This window comes from Frankia sp. RB5, assembly GCF_059816245.1.
Genome location: NZ_JCBATA010000054.1, coordinates 13,013 through 29,082, shown reverse-complemented (window position 1 = coordinate 29,082; position 16,070 = coordinate 13,013). Strand labels below are relative to the sequence as shown.

The following is a 16,070-nucleotide window of genomic DNA, read 5'->3' as shown; positions in this document are numbered from 1 at the left end:
GGACCGGCGCGCGCCGGCGACGAACCCACCCGGAATCCGACAGACACGGGAGGCACCATGAGCGGGACGGTCATCATCGCGGGCGGCGGACCCGCGGGTCTCATGCTCGCCGGCGAACTCGCCCTGCGCGGCGTGGGCGCCGTCGTCCTCGAGCGCCGCGAGCGGCCCGCCGACGCGTCGGCCGGCATGGCCGTGCACGGCCGCACGGTGGACGTGCTGCGTCAGCGCGGCCTGACCGACCGGTTGACCGCGGACGAGATGTTCCCCTGGCCCCTCACCCCGTTCGCGCTGCTGTGGCTGGACATGTCCACGGCCACCGACCAGGAGCACACCTACGCCCTGCCGCAGTGGCGGCTCGAGCGGCTGCTGGCCGGGTGGGCGGGCGAGCTCGGAGCCGACCTGCGCCGCGGGCACGAGGTCGTCGGCCTGGTGCAGGACGACGCCGGGGTCAGCGTCCGGGTCGCCGGGCCCGCCGGGACCTATCAGGTGCGCGGGGACTACCTGGTGGGCTGCGACGGCACCGACAGCACGGTACGGACCCTGGCCGGCATCGACTTCCCCGCCGGCTCGGAGCCCTACTACGGCGTGCTCGGCGACATGACCCTCGTCGAGGGCACGGACACCAGCTTCGACGCCGGCGTCCACCCGAACGGCATGTTCGGGGCGATCCCGCTCGGCCCGCAGGTGCTGCGGCTGATGACCATCGAGTTCGACGTGGCACGCCCCCCGGACAGCGAGCCGGTCACGGTCGACGAGCTACGCACCCGGATCACCCGGATCACCGGGCGGGAACCGAGGCTCGGACCGGTCGGCTTCCTGCACCGGTACGGGGGCGCCACCCGGCTCGCCGCGTCCTACCGGGCGGGTCGGGTGCTGCTCGCCGGCGACGCCGCCCACTCGTTCTTCGTCTCCGGCACCCAGGGCACGAACACCGGCATCCAGGACGCGGTCAACCTCGGCTGGAAGCTCGCCGCGACGGTGTCCGGCTGGGCGCCGCCCGGGCTGCTGGACACCTACGACGGCGAGCGGCGACCCGTCGGCGCGCGGATGTGCTGGCACGCGAACGCGTCGATGGCGCTGCTGCACCCCTATCCCCGCGTCGCCGCGCTGCGCGAGCTGATCACCGAGCTGATCCGCTTCCCGGCGGTCAACAACCACCTGCTCCAGGCCACGACGGCCACCCGCTACCCGATGCCCGGCCCGGCGCGGGCGGACGACCCCCTGCTCGGCGCCCCGGTCCCGGCGCTGGCCACCGCGTCGGGCGTCGACCAGGTCGCCGCGGCGCTGCGGGAGGGACACGGCGTCCTGCTCGACCTCTCCGCCGGCGCGGCCGACCTCGTCGGCCTCGAGCGCTGGTCCGAGCGGGTTCGGGTGGTGACGGCCCCACCCACCCCCGAGATCGCCGCCGCTGCCGTCCTCGTCCGGCCGGACGGCCACGTCGCGCACGTGGATCCGACGGGCGGCGACCGTGCGGGCCGCCTGGCGGCGCTGGCCACCTGGTTCGGTGACCGCGACGGCGCCTGACCCGGACGCCCCGCGCTCCGGCGCCGCACGCGCGCGGCGCCGGAGCGCAGTCGTGATCGGCGCCGAGGTCAGGACACGTCCCGGATGTCCAGGTCGTCGTCCGCGGTGAGGATCGCGCCGTGCAGGTCCCGCAGCTGCCGACCCGGCTCCAGACCCAGCTCCCGGTCGAGGGTGGAGCGCACCGCCCGGTAGACGCCCAACGCCTCGGCCTGCCGTCCGCAGCGGTACAGCGCCAGCATCAGCCGATGATGGAAGAACTCCCGCAGCGGATACTCCGCCGTCAGTGCCAGCAGCTGCCCGACCAGCTGGCGATGACGCCCCATGGCGAGCTCGGCGTCGATCAGCAGCTCGACGCACTCCAGGCGCGACTCCTCCAGCCAGCCGACGAACCCACTGACGATCGGCCCCTCCCGGTACTCGTTGAAGGCCGGGCCCCGCCACAGCTCCAGCCCGGCGCGCAGGCACCGGGCGGCCTGCTCGTAGCGGCGCTCCCGCACATGGCCGCGTCCCTGTTCGACCTCCCGCTGGAACGTGTGCAGGTCCAGCTCGTCGTCCCCCATGGTGAGCATGTAGCCGGGATTACGGGTGTAAATCGGATTATCGTCTCCATCGGGCCATGAGAGAAGCTTTCGGAGATTCGAGACGTACACGTGCACCGATGCCGTCGCGCGGCGCGGCGGGGCCTCCCCCCACAGCTCCGCCATCACCTGACTGAGCGAGACGACCTGGTTGGCTCGAATCAGCAGCACCGCCAGCAGGATCTCCATCTTCCTGGCGCTTATCTCGATCTCGCGCTCTTCTCCGAAGACGCGCAGCGGCCCAAGAACCGCGTACCGTCGCATGATGTCTCCCGTCCGCGGGTATCACGGCGAATGACTCGGTCAGGATCATTGTCAGGAAACGGCACGCAGGCCGCATCAGAGGAACTACGTAGTCGGTAGCAATCCGAAACGTGAGAAGGACCACCCGCGAAAGACCGGACAGGCGGCCCGCGCGGCAGTATCCGCGGGCGCGCGCCGCGAGCGAAACCCGGCCGGCACCGGCCGGTCCGCACACGTGGATCAGACACGCTCGAACGCGAAGCCACCTTTGATCCACTTGCTGGACTCGACCGCGATGCCCAGTGCGCGGTCACCGGGCTGCATTATGGCCAGTGCGCGGTCCAGCTGCAGGAAGGGCAGTGCATTCCCGGTGTTTCCGGTCTCCGTCACGCACGAGACCGGCTGCGCCGCGGGGACGTCGAGCTGCTCGACGATGCGGTCGGTCATCCGCCCGGACAGCTGCGGCGGCAGCAGATAGTCGAAGTCGGCGCTCGACCAGCCCAGCTCGGCCAGCATCTCCGTGAGGATCTCGCCCGCCATCCGCGGCACGGCCTCCTCGATCGCCTTGTAGTTCTCGCTGGCGGGCGGGCGACGACCGTCGCGGTCGGCCAGGCCGTACCACTCCAGGGTCTGGCCGGCCTCGCGGCCGAGTCCGGTCAGGCGGGTCGTCACCCGCCGGACATCCGCGAGGCCGGGCTGCTCGCTCGTGCCGAGCACGACCGCGGCCGCGGCGTCGCCGAACAGCAGCAGGTTGACCAGCTGCGCCGGCGGCACGCCGGCGAGGTCCGCCCTGGTGTCGAGATGCTTGGCACACGTGTCCCCGCCCAGCGCGAGGACGGTGCGGCTCCCGGTGGCCAGGAACCGGCTGGCCACCTCCAGCGCCTGGAGCGCTCCCGTGCACCCGGACTGGATCTGGAACGTGGGCACGTCGTTGATCCCGAGGGTGTCGGCGACGACGTTCACCGTCGCGGGCATCAGCATGTCGGGAGTGGCCGTCGCCATGACGATCAGGTCCACGTCGCCGGGGCCGACTTCGGCGGCGGCCAGCGCCCGGCCGGCGGCGGTGGCGGCGAGGTCCGCGAGCGAGCTGAACCGCTCACCCGTGGACAGGTCGGTGGCCAGATAGCGGCTGCGGGTACCCACGAAGGCGTCAATCCACTGCTCCCAGATCTGATCCAGGCCGAACGCCCGCGCGAGCCGCGCGTTGTCCACAGGTTCTCCGGGCAGCGCGATCCCGGTCGAACGAATACGAACGTCGTTGCAGGGCATGACGAAAACCTTCCGGGCTGTCGACGGGGTCGGCCGGAATACGCGGGAGGCGACTCGCCACCCGTACCGATTCACCGGAGCCGGCCGAAGTCCGCGGCGGCGCGAGGCCTCTGCCGCGTATCCGGGATGACGATACGTAGCCGGCGAACAATTCTCAAGCGATGTGATCAACCCGGTTCCCGGGCTCTTTTCCCAGGTCCGCCGGCCGGCCGGGGCGCGGTCAACGGCGCTGTGCGCCGGCGGATGTCGGCACTTTAGGTCAGCTCAAGCCTCACGTTGGCCGGCGCTGGAAGACTCGGACCCGGTTCGCGCCCCGAAGGGGGCCTGTGAGCGACGGCAGACCACCGCGCCGATGCCATTCTTTCCGGGAGCACACATGAGCCAGAGCCATTCCCGCAGTACCCTGCTCGCCGGCCAGGTCGCCCTGGTCGTCGGCGGCAGCAGGGGCATCGGCGCCGCGACGGCGCGGGCCCTCGGGGCACATGGTGCCGCCGTCGGCGTCAATTATCACACCAGTGCCGAAGCGGCGAGCAAGCTCGTCGCCGAGATCGAGGCCGCAGGCAGCCGCGCGGTGGCCGAACGGGCCGACGCGACCAGTGCGGCCGATGTGTCGGCGCTGGTCGCGTCGGTCAGCGCCGCCCTCGGCGACATCAGCGTCCTGGTGTGCAACACCGTCGGGTTCGTCGAGGCCAATCCGTTCGACCGGATCGAGTCCGGCAGCACCCTCGCCGTGGACAACGCCGATGCCATCAAGGACCGCGCGGCCATCCAGCTCGCCACGACGCTCTACCCGATCCGCGAGGTCGTGCCGGGGATGCGCCGGCTCGGCGGCGGCAGTGTCGTGCTGATCGGCGCCACCGCCTCCCGCGGCCGACCGACCCGCGGGATCGCCGAGGTGTCCGTGGCCAAGGCGGCCCAGGACGCGGTGGCCCGGGCGCTGGCGAACGAACTGGGCGCCGACGGCATCCGGGTCAACACCGTCGCGCCGGGCATGGTACCGACCGACGCCAACGCGGGCGCCCGCCGCGACGCCGTCGTCACCGAGCTGGGCAAGGCCACACCGCTGGGCCGAGTCGCCCAGGTCGACGACGTGGCCGGTGTCGTCGTCGCGTTGGCCTCGGATCTCACCCGCCACCTCACCGGCGCCTATCTGGGCGTCGACGGTGGCCGCAGCATGCTCTGACGTCGTTGCCCGCCGCCGCCCGCACCGCCCGCGCGGGTCGGCGACCGAAAGGACTCGACATGGCGCTGCCCCGACCTCAGGACGCCCCCCCGATCCCCGCCACTCCCGAGCAGCGCGCCGCCCACTGGAGCCTGTACGCACCGTGGCTGCAGGACGACCCGGTCTCCTACTGGAAGGAGATGCGGGAGAACCAGCCGATCGTCCGCTCGCAGGAGCTGGGCGGCTACTGGATCCTCACCCGGTACGAGGACATCGAGTGGGCGGCCCGCAACCCCCAGCTGTTCTCCAGCGCCCAGGTCGGGATCCCGCACCGGACGATCTTCCCGGAGAAGCAGATCCCGATCCAGCTCGACGGCGACGAGCACCGTTCCTGGCGGCAGACCCTGGCGGAGCTGTTCAACCCGTCCATGGTCAACCACTTCACCCCCGCGATCCGGCAGGCCGCGGCCGAGGCGGCCGACGCGCTGGTGGGTCGGGACTCGTGTGACTTCATCGCCGAGTTCGCGACCGCACTGCCCGCGGAGACGTTCCTCATCACCTTCGGCATCGGCCGCGAGCACCTGCAGACCCTGCTCGCCCACAAGACCTGGCTGCGCCGCGAGGGAATCCCGAACGCCCGGACCGACGAGGACATCGTCGACGCCAACCGGCCGCTGCGGGAGTTCTTCGCCGACGCGATCGAGCGCCTGCGCGCCAGCGGGATCGAAGGCCGTCGCGACGTGCTCAGCCAGCTGCTGCGCAGCCGCCATGACGGGCGGGAGCTCACCCAGGACGAGATGACGAACGTGGCGTTCGTGACCATGGGCGCCAGCCTCGACACGACGACGGCGTCCCTCGGCCTGCAGTTCCTCCACCTCGCCGAGCATCCCGAGGTGCGCAGGGCCGTGGCCGCCGCGCCCCCGGACCGGATTCCCGTGATCGTGGAGGAGCTGCTGCGCCACGAGCCGGTGTCGAGCACCGGCCGCATCCTCACCCAGGACGTCGAGCGGCACGGCATGCTGCTGCGCCGGGGGGACCGGGTGCTGCTGTCCTGGGGGATGGCGGGCCTCGACCCGCGCGTCTTCGACCACCCCGACGACGTCGACTTCGACCGCCCGTCCACCCGCCACCTGGGGTTCGGGGTGGGTCCGCACCGGTGCCTGGGCATGCACCTGGCCAGGCGGGTCATCACCATCGCGATGCAGGAGTGGCACGCGCGCTTCCCCGAGTACCGCGTCGACCCGGACGCCCCGCTCATCCGGCACTACTCCCCCGGGCGCGGCCTGATGGCCCTCGGCCTGCGCCTCGACGCGCCGCCCGCCGGCGGGCCCGCGGTGGCCGGAACGGACCCGCGGGACCCGCGATGAGGATCCGGGTCGCCGGCGAGCTGTGCATGGGGCATGGCCTGTGTGCCATGCGGGCACCCGAGGTCTTCGAGCTCAGCGAGCTCGGCACCAACGAGATGGCGGAGTTCGAGGTACCGGCCGGGCTCGCGGAGCAGGCCCGCGGCGGCGTCCTGGCCTGCCCCGAGCAGATCATCTCGATCATCGAGGACGCACCGGCGTCCTGACCCGCCACGGCGCACGCGCCGATCCGACCCCGGCGACGATCACGGAGGGCAGCAGGACCGATGGCGACCGAAGAGAAGCTCGTCGACTACCTCCGGTGGGTCACCGCCGAGCTGCACCAGGCTCGGCGGCAGCTCGCCGAGGTCACCTCCCGGGCCAGCGAGCCGATCGCGATCGTCGGCATGAGCTGCCGGTTCCCCGGCGGGGTGCGCGACCCGGAGGACCTGTGGTCGCTCGTCGCCCGCGGCGAGGACGCCGTGTCCGCCTTTCCCGACACCCGCGGGTGGGACGTCGACGACCTCTACGATCCCGACCCCGACGCGCCCGGACGCTCCTACACCCGGCACGGCGGGTTCCTGCACGACGCGGACGAGTTCGACGCCGGGCTGTTCGGACTCAGCCCCCGCGAGGCGATGGCGACCGACCCCCAGCAGCGCCTGCTGCTCGAGACCGCCTGGGAGGCCTTCGAGCGCGCCGGCATCGACCCCCGGTCGCTGCACGGCACCGACACCAGCGTGTTCGCCGGGGTGATGTACAACGACTACGCGTCCAGGCTGCGCGTGGTCCCGCCCGAGTACGAGGGGTTCGTCGGCAACGGCAGTGCCGGCAGCGTCGCCTCGGGCCGGGTGGCGTACACCTTCGGTCTGGAGGGTCCGGCGGTCACCGTCGACACCGCGTGCTCCTCGGCCCTGGTGGCCGTCCACCAGGCCTGCCGGTCGCTGCGCGCCGGCGAGTGCTCGCTGGCCCTCGCCGGAGGGGTCACGGTGACCGCCACGCCCGGCGTGTTCACCGAGTTCAGCCGGCAGCGCGGGCTGGCCCCCGACGGCCGGTGCAAGTCGTACGCGGCCGCCGCCGACGGGACCGGCTTCAGCGAGGGCGTGGGCCTGCTCGTGCTGGCCCGCCTCGCCGACGCCGAACGCGACGGGCGGCCCGTGCTCGCCGTCATCCGCGGCTCGGCGGTCAACCAGGACGGCGCCAGCAACGGGATGACCGCGCCGAACGGGCCCGCCCAGCAACGGCTCATCCGCCGGGCCCTGGCAGACGGCCGGCTCACGCCCGAGGACGTCGACGCCGTCGAAGGCCATGGCACCGGCACCCGGCTCGGTGATCCGGTGGAGGTCCAGGCCCTGCTCGGGACGTACGGGCGCGGCCGCCCCGCCGACCGGCCGCTGTGGCTCGGTTCGGTCAAGTCGAACATCGGCCACACCCAGGCGGCCGCCGGCGTCGCCGGGATCATCAAGATGGTCATGGCCCTGCGCCACGGCGTCCTCCCCCCGACCCTGCACGTCGACGCGCCCTCCCCGCACGTGGACTGGGACAGCGGCGCGGTGTCCCTGCTGACCGAGGCCGTGCCGTGGCCGCGGTCCGCCCGGCCGCGCCGCGCGGCGGTGTCCGCGTTCGGCATCAGCGGCACCAACGCCCACGTCATCCTCGAGGAGGCACCGGCGGCGCCGGACGGGCTGGCGGCGCCGGACGGGCTGGAGCCGGCGGGGGAGCCGACCGTGGCGAGCCCGCCGGCCATCCGCCCGCCGGTGGCGGTCACCGTGTCCGGACAGACCGGCCCGGCGCTGCGGGCGCAGGCGGCACGGCTGCTCGCCTTCATCGAAGCGAACCCGCGGACCGACCGGGCGGACATCGCGGCGGCGCTGCTGCGCAGCCGGCCGCTGCTCGCGCACCGGGCCGCGGTGATCGCGCGGGACGACGACGACCTGCGCCGGGGTCTGGCCGCGCTCGCCGCCGGGGCCCCCGACCCGGCCGTCGTGCGCGGCCGGGGCACGACCTCCGGCCGGGTCGCGTTCCTGTTCACCGGCCAGGGCAGCCAGCGCCCGGGCATGGGCCGCCAGCTGTACGCGACCTACCCGGTGTTCGCCCGCGCCTTCGACGACTGCTGCGCACACCTCGACCGCCACCTCGACCGTCCGCTGCGCCCGCTGGTCCTCGACGGCACGGGCGGGCCGGGCGCGGGCGCGCTCGACGAGACCCGTCTCGCCCAGCCGGCCCTGTTCGCGCTGGAGACCGCGCTGTTCCGGCTGCTGGAGAGCCTGGGGTTCATCCCGGACCGGCTGATCGGCCACTCGGTGGGTGAGCTGGTGGCCGTGCACGTCGCGGGCGGACTGGACCTGGCCGACGCGTGCACGCTGGTGTCCGCGCGGGCGGCCCTGATGCAGGCGGCGCCGAGTGCCGGCGCGATGGTCTCGCTGCGCGCCTCGCGGGCGCAGGTCGAGGACCTGCTGGCCGAGCACGGCGGCCGGGTGGAGATCGCCGCGGTGAACGGCCCGGAGGCCGTCGTGATCACCGGTGACCGGGAGCCCGTGCTCGCTCTGAGCCGGTCGCTGCGCGCGCGGGGCGTCGCCGCCCGCCGGCTGCGGGTCAGCCACGCGTTCCACTCGGCGCACATGGCGGCGGCGATGGACGAGGTCGCCGCCGTCGCGGCCACCCTGACGTTCCGCCCGCTGACCATCCCGGTCGCCTCCAACGTGACCGGCGCCCTCGCCGGCCCCGACGACCTCGGCGACCCGCGGTACTGGGCCGAGCACCTGCGCCGCACCGTCCGGTTCCACGACGGCGTGCGCGCGCTGTCCGACGACGGAACCCGGGTGTTCCTCGAGATCGGTCCCGGGGCGGTCCTGACCCCGCTGGTGCACGACGCCGTCGACGCCGCGCCCGGTCTGCTCGCCGTGCCGACGCTGCGGGCCGAGCGGGGGGAGGCCGAATCCCTGGTGGCGGCGCTCGCCCAGGCCCGCCTCGCCGGGCTGGCGGTGGACGACCGCGCCCTGGTCGGCGCGGCGGCGCGGCCAGCGCGGGTGGCGCTGCCCACCTACGCGTTCCAGCGCCGCCGCTACTGGCTGGACGCGGGCCCGGCCACGCCCACGCCGGCGTTGGACGACCGGTTCTGGTCGGCGGTCGAGGAGGCGGACGCCCAGCGCCTCGCCCACGTGCTGCGGCTGCCCGAACAGCGGGTTCCGGCGCTGCTCGACGTCCTGCCGGCGCTGAGCTCCTGGCGGCGCGCCCACGGCTGGCGGTACCGGATCGACGAGACACCCCCCGACCGGTCGGACGCGGCGTCGACCCGGCGGCTCGCGCGCCTGCCGGCCGCCGGCGGCGGCTCCGGGCGGGACTGGCGCCCGAGCGGGACCGTGCTGGTGACCGTCGACCCGGCGGGACTGGGCGCGCACGCCGCCCGCTGGCTGGCCGCCCACGGCGCCACCGGCCTGATCCTGGTCGGCGCCCGCGCGACGGACATCGACGCGTCCCTGGCGGACGAGCTGGTCGGCCTCGGCGCGAAGGTCGGCACCGCGGTCTGCGACCCCCGCGACGCCGGTGCCGTCGCAGCCCTGCTCGCCGACCTCCCGGCGGCCGCAGCGCCGCGGGCGGTCGTCGTCGCCGACGGCACCGGCGGCGCGGCCGCGGTTCTCGACGAGCACACCCGCGCCCTCGACCTCGAGGCGTTCGTGGTGTTCACATCCCTGCCCGCGCCCTTCGCCCCCGCCCAGCCACCCGAGCCCGGCCCGCCGGCCTCCCCGACGTGCGACCGGGACGGCCGGGACGGCGGGCACGGCGGGCACGGCGGGCACGATCTCGAGCCGGACCAGGTGATCCGCACCCGGGTCGCGGCGGGTCTGCCCGCGCTGTGCGTGGCGTGGGGGCCCTGGGACGAGCGCGAACCGTCGGCGCCGGGCCTGCGCCGCGTCGAACCGCGGCTCGCGATGGACGTGCTGGCCGAGGCCCGCCGGGACGGCGCCGCGTTCCTGGTGGTCGCCGACATCGACTGGACGGCGTACCTCGCCGGCCGCGATCAGGTCGACCCGTTCTTCCGGGGTGTCGCCGACGTCGCCATCCCAGCCGGGACGGTCGACTCGAACGACGACGACGGCGGCCCGGACCTCGTCGAACGCCTCGCCGCCGCGGACGAGGCGCAGGCGCGGGCGGTCCTGCTCGACGTGCTGCGCACGCACGCGGCGGCCGTCCTCGGCCACCCCAACCTGGACGACCTGGCCGCCGACACCCCGCTGACCGACCTGGGCTTCACCTCGTTCACCGCGCTGGAGCTCGGCAACCGACTGACCGAGCTGACCGGCGTGGCCGTCCCCGCGACGGCCATCATCGAGCACCCCACGCTCGAAAGCCTTGCCGAATTCCTACGCAATTGTTTCATCGCGCAAAACCTCGTATCTGGCCAGTAACCGTTCGATACCATTTCGGGAATCGATCGGCCACGCACCGCGAGGGGGACGTCTGTGGTTTCGACGCAGCTGGTCACGGGCACCGCAGCGCGGCGGCGACGTCGGTGGAGCCGGGTGCGGCGGGACCGTTGGGGGCGGCGGGCCCCGGCCGGGCTCGCGGCACTGCTGGTGCTGGTGGGACTCCTCGCCAGCGGCTGTGGGGGAAACGACGCACCGACGGCGGCGGCGAGCCCGCGCTCCGGCGGCACGCTCACCTTCGCCGCCGAGACCGAGCCGGGCTGTCTCGACCCGGGCTACGACCCTCTGAACGTCACCGCGCTGATCGACCGGAACATCTTCGACTCGCTGGTCTACCAGGCACCCGACCTGAGCTTCCACCCGTGGCTGGCCGAGCGGTGGACCACGTCGCCGGACAGGCGGACCTACACCTTCACGCTGCGCAAGGGGGTCACCTTCCACGACGGCGCGCCGCTGACCGCCGACGCGGTGCGGGCGACGCTCGACCACGCGGTGGCGCCGGCGACCAAGTCCCTCTACGCCGGCAGCCTGCTGCGCACCTACCAGGGCGCGGACATCGTCAACCCGACGACCGTGGCCGTGCGGCTCGCCCGTCCGGATGCGAGCATCCTGCAGGCGTTGAGCACCCCCTTCCTGGGCATCCAGTCGCCCCGTGCGCTCACCCGCCCGACCACGCAGCAGTGCGTCCACCCGGTGGGCAGCGGGCCGTTCTCGTTCGTGTCGTGGACGAAGACCCAGCGCCTCGCCCTGCGCCGCAACGCCGCCTACACCTGGGGTCCGAACGCCCCCGGCGCCCGTCCCGGCGCCGCCTACCTCGACGGGATCACCGTCTCGTTCATCAAGGAGGACGCCGCCCGGCTCGGCGCGCTGACCAGCGGCCAGGTCAACGCCATCGCGCAGGTACCGCCGGTCAGCGCCCGCACGGTCCGCGGCAACGGCCTGCGGCTCCTGACCGACCAGGCCCCCGGCGGGGTCTTCACGCTGTACCTCAACACCACCCGCGGGCCCCTGACGGACCTGCGGGTACGCCGCGCGCTACAGCGGGGCGTCGACTTCACCGCCCTCACGACATCGGTGTACTTCGGGCAGTACGCGCGCGCGTGGAGCGCGCTGAGCCCCACCACCGCCGCCTACGACCGCGCACTGGAGAACAGCTGGCGGCCGGACCCGGCGCTCGCCGGACGACTGCTCGACGAGGCGGGCTGGACCGGTCGCGACGGGCAGGGCTACCGGACCCGCGACGGACAGCAGCTGAGGATCTTCCTGCCGTACCCGGCCCAGTTCCTGCGTGAGCAGCGGGACGTGCTCTACCAGGGCATCCAGGCCTCCGCCCGCAAGCTCGGCATCCACCTCGACGTCGTCGGTCAGGACTCCGGCACCTACACGCGGGCGGTCGCGACGCGCACCGCGGACATCGTCGCGGTGAGCACCCAGCGCGCCGAACCGGACATCCTTCGCCTGCTGTTCGGTTCGGCGGAGGTGCTGTCGAAGGGCGGCTACAACGTCCTCGGCCTGCGCGACCCGACCCTGGACAGGCAGCTCGACGAGGCCGCCGCCAGCAGCGACGGCACGGTGCGCAGGCGTGACTACGCCGCGGTCCAGGCCCGGGTCATCGATCAGGCGTACGCCATCCCGATCTACGTGCCCACCTACCTGCTGGGCACGAGTACCCGCGTCCACGGGCTGTCCTTCAGCGCCAGCGGCGATCCGGTGCTCACCGGCGCCTGGCTGAGCGGCTGATGACCGTGTCGCGACGACTGGCGAAGCCGTTCCTGCGGGCGCTCGGCGTCCTGGTGGGCGCCGAGACCGTCACCTTCGCCGCGTACCACCTGCTGCCGGGTGACCCGGCCGAGGTGTCGCTCGGGGTGCCCAACCCGTCGGCCGAGCTGGTGGCGACGACCCGGCACGAGATGGGGCTGGACCGTCCGCTGGCCGTGCAGTACGTCGTCTTCCTCGGCCGGCTGCTGCGCGGCGACCTCGGCACGTCATACCAGCTGCACGAGCCGGTCACGCGGGTGCTCCGGGAGCAGGTGTGGGCGACGGTCACCCTCGCCGTGGCGGCGCTGGCGATCGCCTTCGCGGTGTCGGTGCCGCTCGCCGTGGCCACGGCGGGGCGCCGCCCGGCGATGCGCGGACTGTCGTCGGGCGGCGAACTGCTGCTGACGTCCAGCCCGAGCTTCTGGATCGGCATCCTGCTCCTCAGCCTGTTCTCGTTCCGACTCGGTTGGTTCCCGGTGATCAGCGGCACGAGCGTACGCGGGCTCGTGCTGCCGGCGGTGACCCTCGCCGTCAGCATCATTGGAGTTCTCACCCAGGTGCTGCGAGACGGGCTTGAGCGGGCCCTCGACGAGCCGTTCACCGTCAGCGCCCGCGCCCGGGGAACCGGGGAGACCATGGTGCGGCTGCGGCACGGTCTGCGGCACACCCTGATCCCGCTGCTCACCGTGTCGGGATGGATCCTCGGCGCGCTTCTCGGCGGCACGGTGGTGGTCGAGACGGTCTTCAGCCGACAGGGCCTGGGACGGATCGCCGCGACCGCCATCACGTCGCGGGACCTGCCGACGGTCACCGGCGTCGTGCTGGTGTCCGCGCTGGTGTTCTGCGTCCTCAACCTGGTCATCGACGTTCTCTACCGCGTCGTCGATCCCCGGCTGCGCACGGCGACGGCGTGACCGCGCCACCCGAGGCCGCGACCCTGCGGATACGCGGCGGCCTGGCGGGACGGATCGGTCGGGCGCCGCTGGCCGTGTCCTGGGCCGTGGTGGGGCTGATCCTGGTCGCCCTGGCCTGGCCGGGCGCGTTCACCTCGCTGGCACCGGACGCCGCGGATCCCGCCGTCGCACTCGCCCCGCCGGGAGGCGGCCATCCGCTCGGCACGGACGAGCTCGGCCGCGACATCCTCAGCCGGATCGTCTACGGGGCCAGGCCGTCGCTGCTGATCGGCGTCGGATCCACCCTGATCGCACTCGTGATCGGCGCGGCGCTCGGTGTCGCCGCCGCGACCTGGGGCCGGCGGGCGGACACCGTGATCATGCGCCTGGCCGACGTGCTGCTCGCCTTTCCCGGCCTTCTGCTGGCGCTGCTGGTCATCGCGACGCTCGGACCGGGCTCCACCAACTCCGTGATCGCGCTGGCCTGCGCGACGATGCCGGGATTCCTGCGCATCGCACGATCGCAGAGCCTGGTGGTCCGCCGGTCCGACTTCGTCCGCGCCGCCGTCGTCCTCGGTCGCCCGCCCCTGTCGATCCAGCTGCGCCACGTGCTGCCGAACGCGCTGCCTCCGCTGCTCGTCTTCTCGATGATCAACATCGGCTCGGCAATCATCGCGGGGACGACGCTCAGCTTCCTCGGCCTGGGTCCGCGCGCGCCGCAGGCCGAGTGGGGGTCGATGCTGTCCACCAGCCGCAACTACCTCGCCGTCGCCTGGGCCCCCGCGGTGTTTCCCGGCGTCGCCATCGCCCTGACCGTCGTCGCGCTGAACATCGCCGGCCGGGACCTGCAGCGCCGCTTCGAGCGCCGGGAGTCGGTGCCCCGTGCCTGACTCCGCGACCGGGCCACGGCGCCCGCCAGCCCCCGCGCCGGGCCCGCCCGGGCGGCCGTTGCTGGACGTGCGCGACCTGCGAGTCACCTTTCCGGCGCATCGCTCCCGCGTTCGCCCCGTGCGGGGCGTGGACCTCACCCTCGCCGCAGGCGAGTGCCTGGCCATCGTCGGCGAGTCGGGGTCGGGCAAGAGTGTGACGGTGCGCTCCCTGCTCGGCCTCGCCGGACCGCGGGCGCGCGTCGAGGCCGAAAGGATGGACCTCGACGGCGAGGACCTGCTCTCCATGTCCGCGCGTCGCCTGCGCCAGGTCCGCGGCGGCAGCATCGGCCTGGTGCTCCAGGACGCGCTGGTCTCGCTCGATCCGTTGCGGCCGGTCCGCGCCGAGATCGCCGAGGCGCTGCGCAACCATCGGGTGGTCGCCGGTCGGGACGTCCCCGGCCGCGTCGTCGACCTGCTGGACCAGGCCGGAGTCCCCGAGCCGGAGGTGCGCGCCCGCCAGTACCCGCACGAGTTGTCCGGCGGACTGCGCCAGCGAGCACTGATCGCCGCGGCGATGGCCGCGGAGCCGCCCATCCTCGTCGCCGACGAACCGACCACCGCGCTCGACGTCACCACCCAGGCGAGGCTGCTAGCCTCGCTGGCAGGCCGCAAGTCCGCCGGCACGGCCCTGTTGCTCGTCAGCCACGACCTCGCGGTCGTCGCCGGGATCGCGGACCGGGTGGCGGTGATGTACCAGGGCCTGATCGTCGAGCAGGGACCGGCGGCGGATCTGCTCAGCACACCGGCGCACCCCTACACCCGGCTCCTGCTCGCGGCCGTGCCCTCGGCGGCCAACCGGGGCCTGCCGCTCGCGCCCCCCACGACGGCCGCCGCCACCCCGCGGCCCACCGGCGGATGCGTGTTCGCGCCGCGATGCCCGCAGGTGACCGACCGGTGCCTCGAACAGCGACCGACCGCGGTACCGGTCGGGCCCGGTCGGTCGGCCCGCTGCTGGTACGCCGAACCCGCCCGGCCCACCGCACCCGCGGCGCCCGCCCGGTCCCTGCCGGTGCAGGCCCGGCCGGTGCAGGCCACCGCGCCCATCCTGACCGCGAGCGGGCTGACCAAGTCCTTTCCCGGGCCGGACGGCTCGGCCCGCCGCGCCGTCGATGACGTGTCGTTCGAGCTTCGACCGGCGGAGATCCTCGGGGTCGTCGGCGAGTCGGGATCCGGCAAGACCACGGTCGCCAACCTCATCCTCGCGCTGCTGGCACCCGACTCGGGCACGGTGCTTCTAGACGGCGAGGCATGGTCGCGACGACCCGAGCCACAGCGCCGCCCGCTGCGGCGACGGATCCAGCTCGTGCCGCAGGATCCGCTCGGCTCCTTCGACCCGCGGTACACCGTCGCGCGCATCGTCGGCGAGGCCGTGCCGGAGCGGGGCGACCAGCGGCGCCGCCGCGTCGCCGCGTTGCTGGACCGGGTCGGTCTCGCCGCGGGCCTGCTGGACCGCCGTCCGGCGCAGCTGTCCGGTGGGGAACGACAGCGGGTCGCCGTCGCCCGCGCCCTGGCCCCCGAGCCCGCGGTGCTGGTCTGCGACGAGCCGGTCTCGGCGCTCGACGTGTCCGTCCAGGCCCAGATCCTCGACCTGTTCGACGGCCTGCGCCGCGACCTGGGCACCGCCATGCTCTTCGTTTCGCACGACCTCGGCGTCGTCCAGCATCTCAGCGATCGGGTGATGGTCATGCGCGCCGGCCGCGTGGTCGAGGCGGGCGACGCCGACGAGGTCTTCGAACACCCGGGCCATCCCTACACCCAGGACCTGCTCGCGGCGCTGCCCCGGTTGCGGCCCGGACGCGTCGACCTCGCCAAGGACGGTGGTGCGCGACGGGACACGACCGGCTACGCAAGGACAACTGGCGAGCCACTACCGTAGTCGTGGGCCCGCCTGCGCGACATCGAGACCGCGCATCGCACGCACGACCCGGCACGCCCTTGCCGTCA

Annotated in this window: 10 protein-coding genes and 1 pseudogene; 9 read left to right on the top strand and 2 right to left on the bottom strand. The window is 73.8% G+C overall.

What is annotated here, in order from left to right:
- Nucleotides 1-57: 57 nt before the first annotated feature.
- On the top strand, nt 58-1,524 hold the full coding sequence (locus AC6EXY_RS24435) for an FAD-dependent monooxygenase (RefSeq protein WP_101832044.1): 1,467 nt from the start codon (nt 58-60) through the stop codon (nt 1,522-1,524).
- Between the two features lie 68 nt (nt 1,525-1,592).
- Here AC6EXY_RS24435 and AC6EXY_RS24430 read toward each other — a convergent pair whose 3' ends face one another.
- Nucleotides 1,593-2,366, bottom strand: coding sequence for an AfsR/SARP family transcriptional regulator (locus tag AC6EXY_RS24430; protein WP_101832043.1), 774 nt, complete (start codon nt 2,364-2,366; stop codon nt 1,593-1,595).
- Nucleotides 2,367-2,585: 219 nt separating this feature from the next.
- Complete coding sequence (locus AC6EXY_RS24425) at nt 2,586-3,614, bottom strand: 3-oxoacyl-ACP synthase III family protein (RefSeq protein WP_101832042.1); 1,029 nt, start codon at nt 3,612-3,614, stop codon at nt 2,586-2,588.
- A gap of 376 nt (nt 3,615-3,990) precedes the next feature.
- On the opposite strand from AC6EXY_RS24425, the gene AC6EXY_RS24420 reads away from it, so the two are divergent.
- From AC6EXY_RS24420 to AC6EXY_RS24385, 8 genes and pseudogenes are all read left to right on the top strand, one after another.
- The gene (locus AC6EXY_RS24420; protein WP_165818387.1) at nt 3,991-4,797 is read left to right on the top strand and encodes an SDR family NAD(P)-dependent oxidoreductase; all 807 of its coding nucleotides are present in this window, start codon (nt 3,991-3,993) and stop codon (nt 4,795-4,797) included.
- A 59-nt stretch (nt 4,798-4,856) separates the two neighbouring features.
- On the top strand, nt 4,857-6,143 hold the full coding sequence (locus tag AC6EXY_RS24415; protein ID WP_101832040.1) for a cytochrome P450: 1,287 nt from the start codon (nt 4,857-4,859) through the stop codon (nt 6,141-6,143).
- Complete coding sequence (locus tag AC6EXY_RS24410) at nt 6,140-6,346, top strand: ferredoxin (protein ID WP_101832039.1); 207 nt, start codon at nt 6,140-6,142, stop codon at nt 6,344-6,346. The genes AC6EXY_RS24415 and AC6EXY_RS24410 overlap by 4 nt, the downstream gene beginning before the upstream one ends.
- 60 nt (nt 6,347-6,406) lie before the next feature.
- A pseudogene (locus AC6EXY_RS24405) lies at nt 6,407-10,528 on the top strand (type I polyketide synthase); the annotation flags it as partial.
- Nucleotides 10,529-10,642: 114 nt separating this feature from the next.
- Complete coding sequence (locus AC6EXY_RS24400; RefSeq protein WP_165818385.1) at nt 10,643-12,286, top strand: ABC transporter substrate-binding protein; 1,644 nt, start codon at nt 10,643-10,645, stop codon at nt 12,284-12,286.
- Entirely contained in the window at nt 12,286-13,218 is a 933-nt protein-coding gene (locus tag AC6EXY_RS24395; RefSeq protein ID WP_499818195.1) for an ABC transporter permease, read from the top strand. The genes AC6EXY_RS24400 and AC6EXY_RS24395 overlap by 1 nt, the downstream gene beginning before the upstream one ends.
- Nucleotides 13,215-14,087, top strand: coding sequence for an ABC transporter permease (locus tag AC6EXY_RS24390; RefSeq protein WP_243407554.1), 873 nt, complete (start codon nt 13,215-13,217; stop codon nt 14,085-14,087). Before AC6EXY_RS24395 ends, AC6EXY_RS24390 begins: the two co-directional genes overlap by 4 nt.
- Complete coding sequence (locus tag AC6EXY_RS24385) at nt 14,080-16,002, top strand: dipeptide ABC transporter ATP-binding protein (protein WP_499818196.1); 1,923 nt, start codon at nt 14,080-14,082, stop codon at nt 16,000-16,002. The genes AC6EXY_RS24390 and AC6EXY_RS24385 overlap by 8 nt, the downstream gene beginning before the upstream one ends.
- Nucleotides 16,003-16,070: the final 68 nt, after the last annotated feature.

What these genes read in the sequence shown, in the direction of transcription:
- AC6EXY_RS24435 (WP_101832044.1), top strand. Translation starts at nt 58, where the DNA reads ATGAGCGGGACGGTCATCATCGCGGGCGGCGGACCCGCGGGTCTCATG.
- AC6EXY_RS24430 (WP_101832043.1), bottom strand. Translation starts at nt 2,366, where the DNA reads ATGCGACGGTACGCGGTTCTTGGGCCGCTGCGCGTCTTCGGAGAAGAG.
- AC6EXY_RS24425 (WP_101832042.1), bottom strand. Translation starts at nt 3,614, where the DNA reads ATGCCCTGCAACGACGTTCGTATTCGTTCGACCGGGATCGCGCTGCCC.
- AC6EXY_RS24420 (WP_165818387.1), top strand. Translation starts at nt 3,991, where the DNA reads ATGAGCCAGAGCCATTCCCGCAGTACCCTGCTCGCCGGCCAGGTCGCC.
- AC6EXY_RS24415 (WP_101832040.1), top strand. Translation starts at nt 4,857, where the DNA reads ATGGCGCTGCCCCGACCTCAGGACGCCCCCCCGATCCCCGCCACTCCC.
- AC6EXY_RS24410 (WP_101832039.1), top strand. Translation starts at nt 6,140, where the DNA reads ATGAGGATCCGGGTCGCCGGCGAGCTGTGCATGGGGCATGGCCTGTGT.
- AC6EXY_RS24395 (WP_499818195.1), top strand. Translation starts at nt 12,286, where the DNA reads ATGACCGTGTCGCGACGACTGGCGAAGCCGTTCCTGCGGGCGCTCGGC.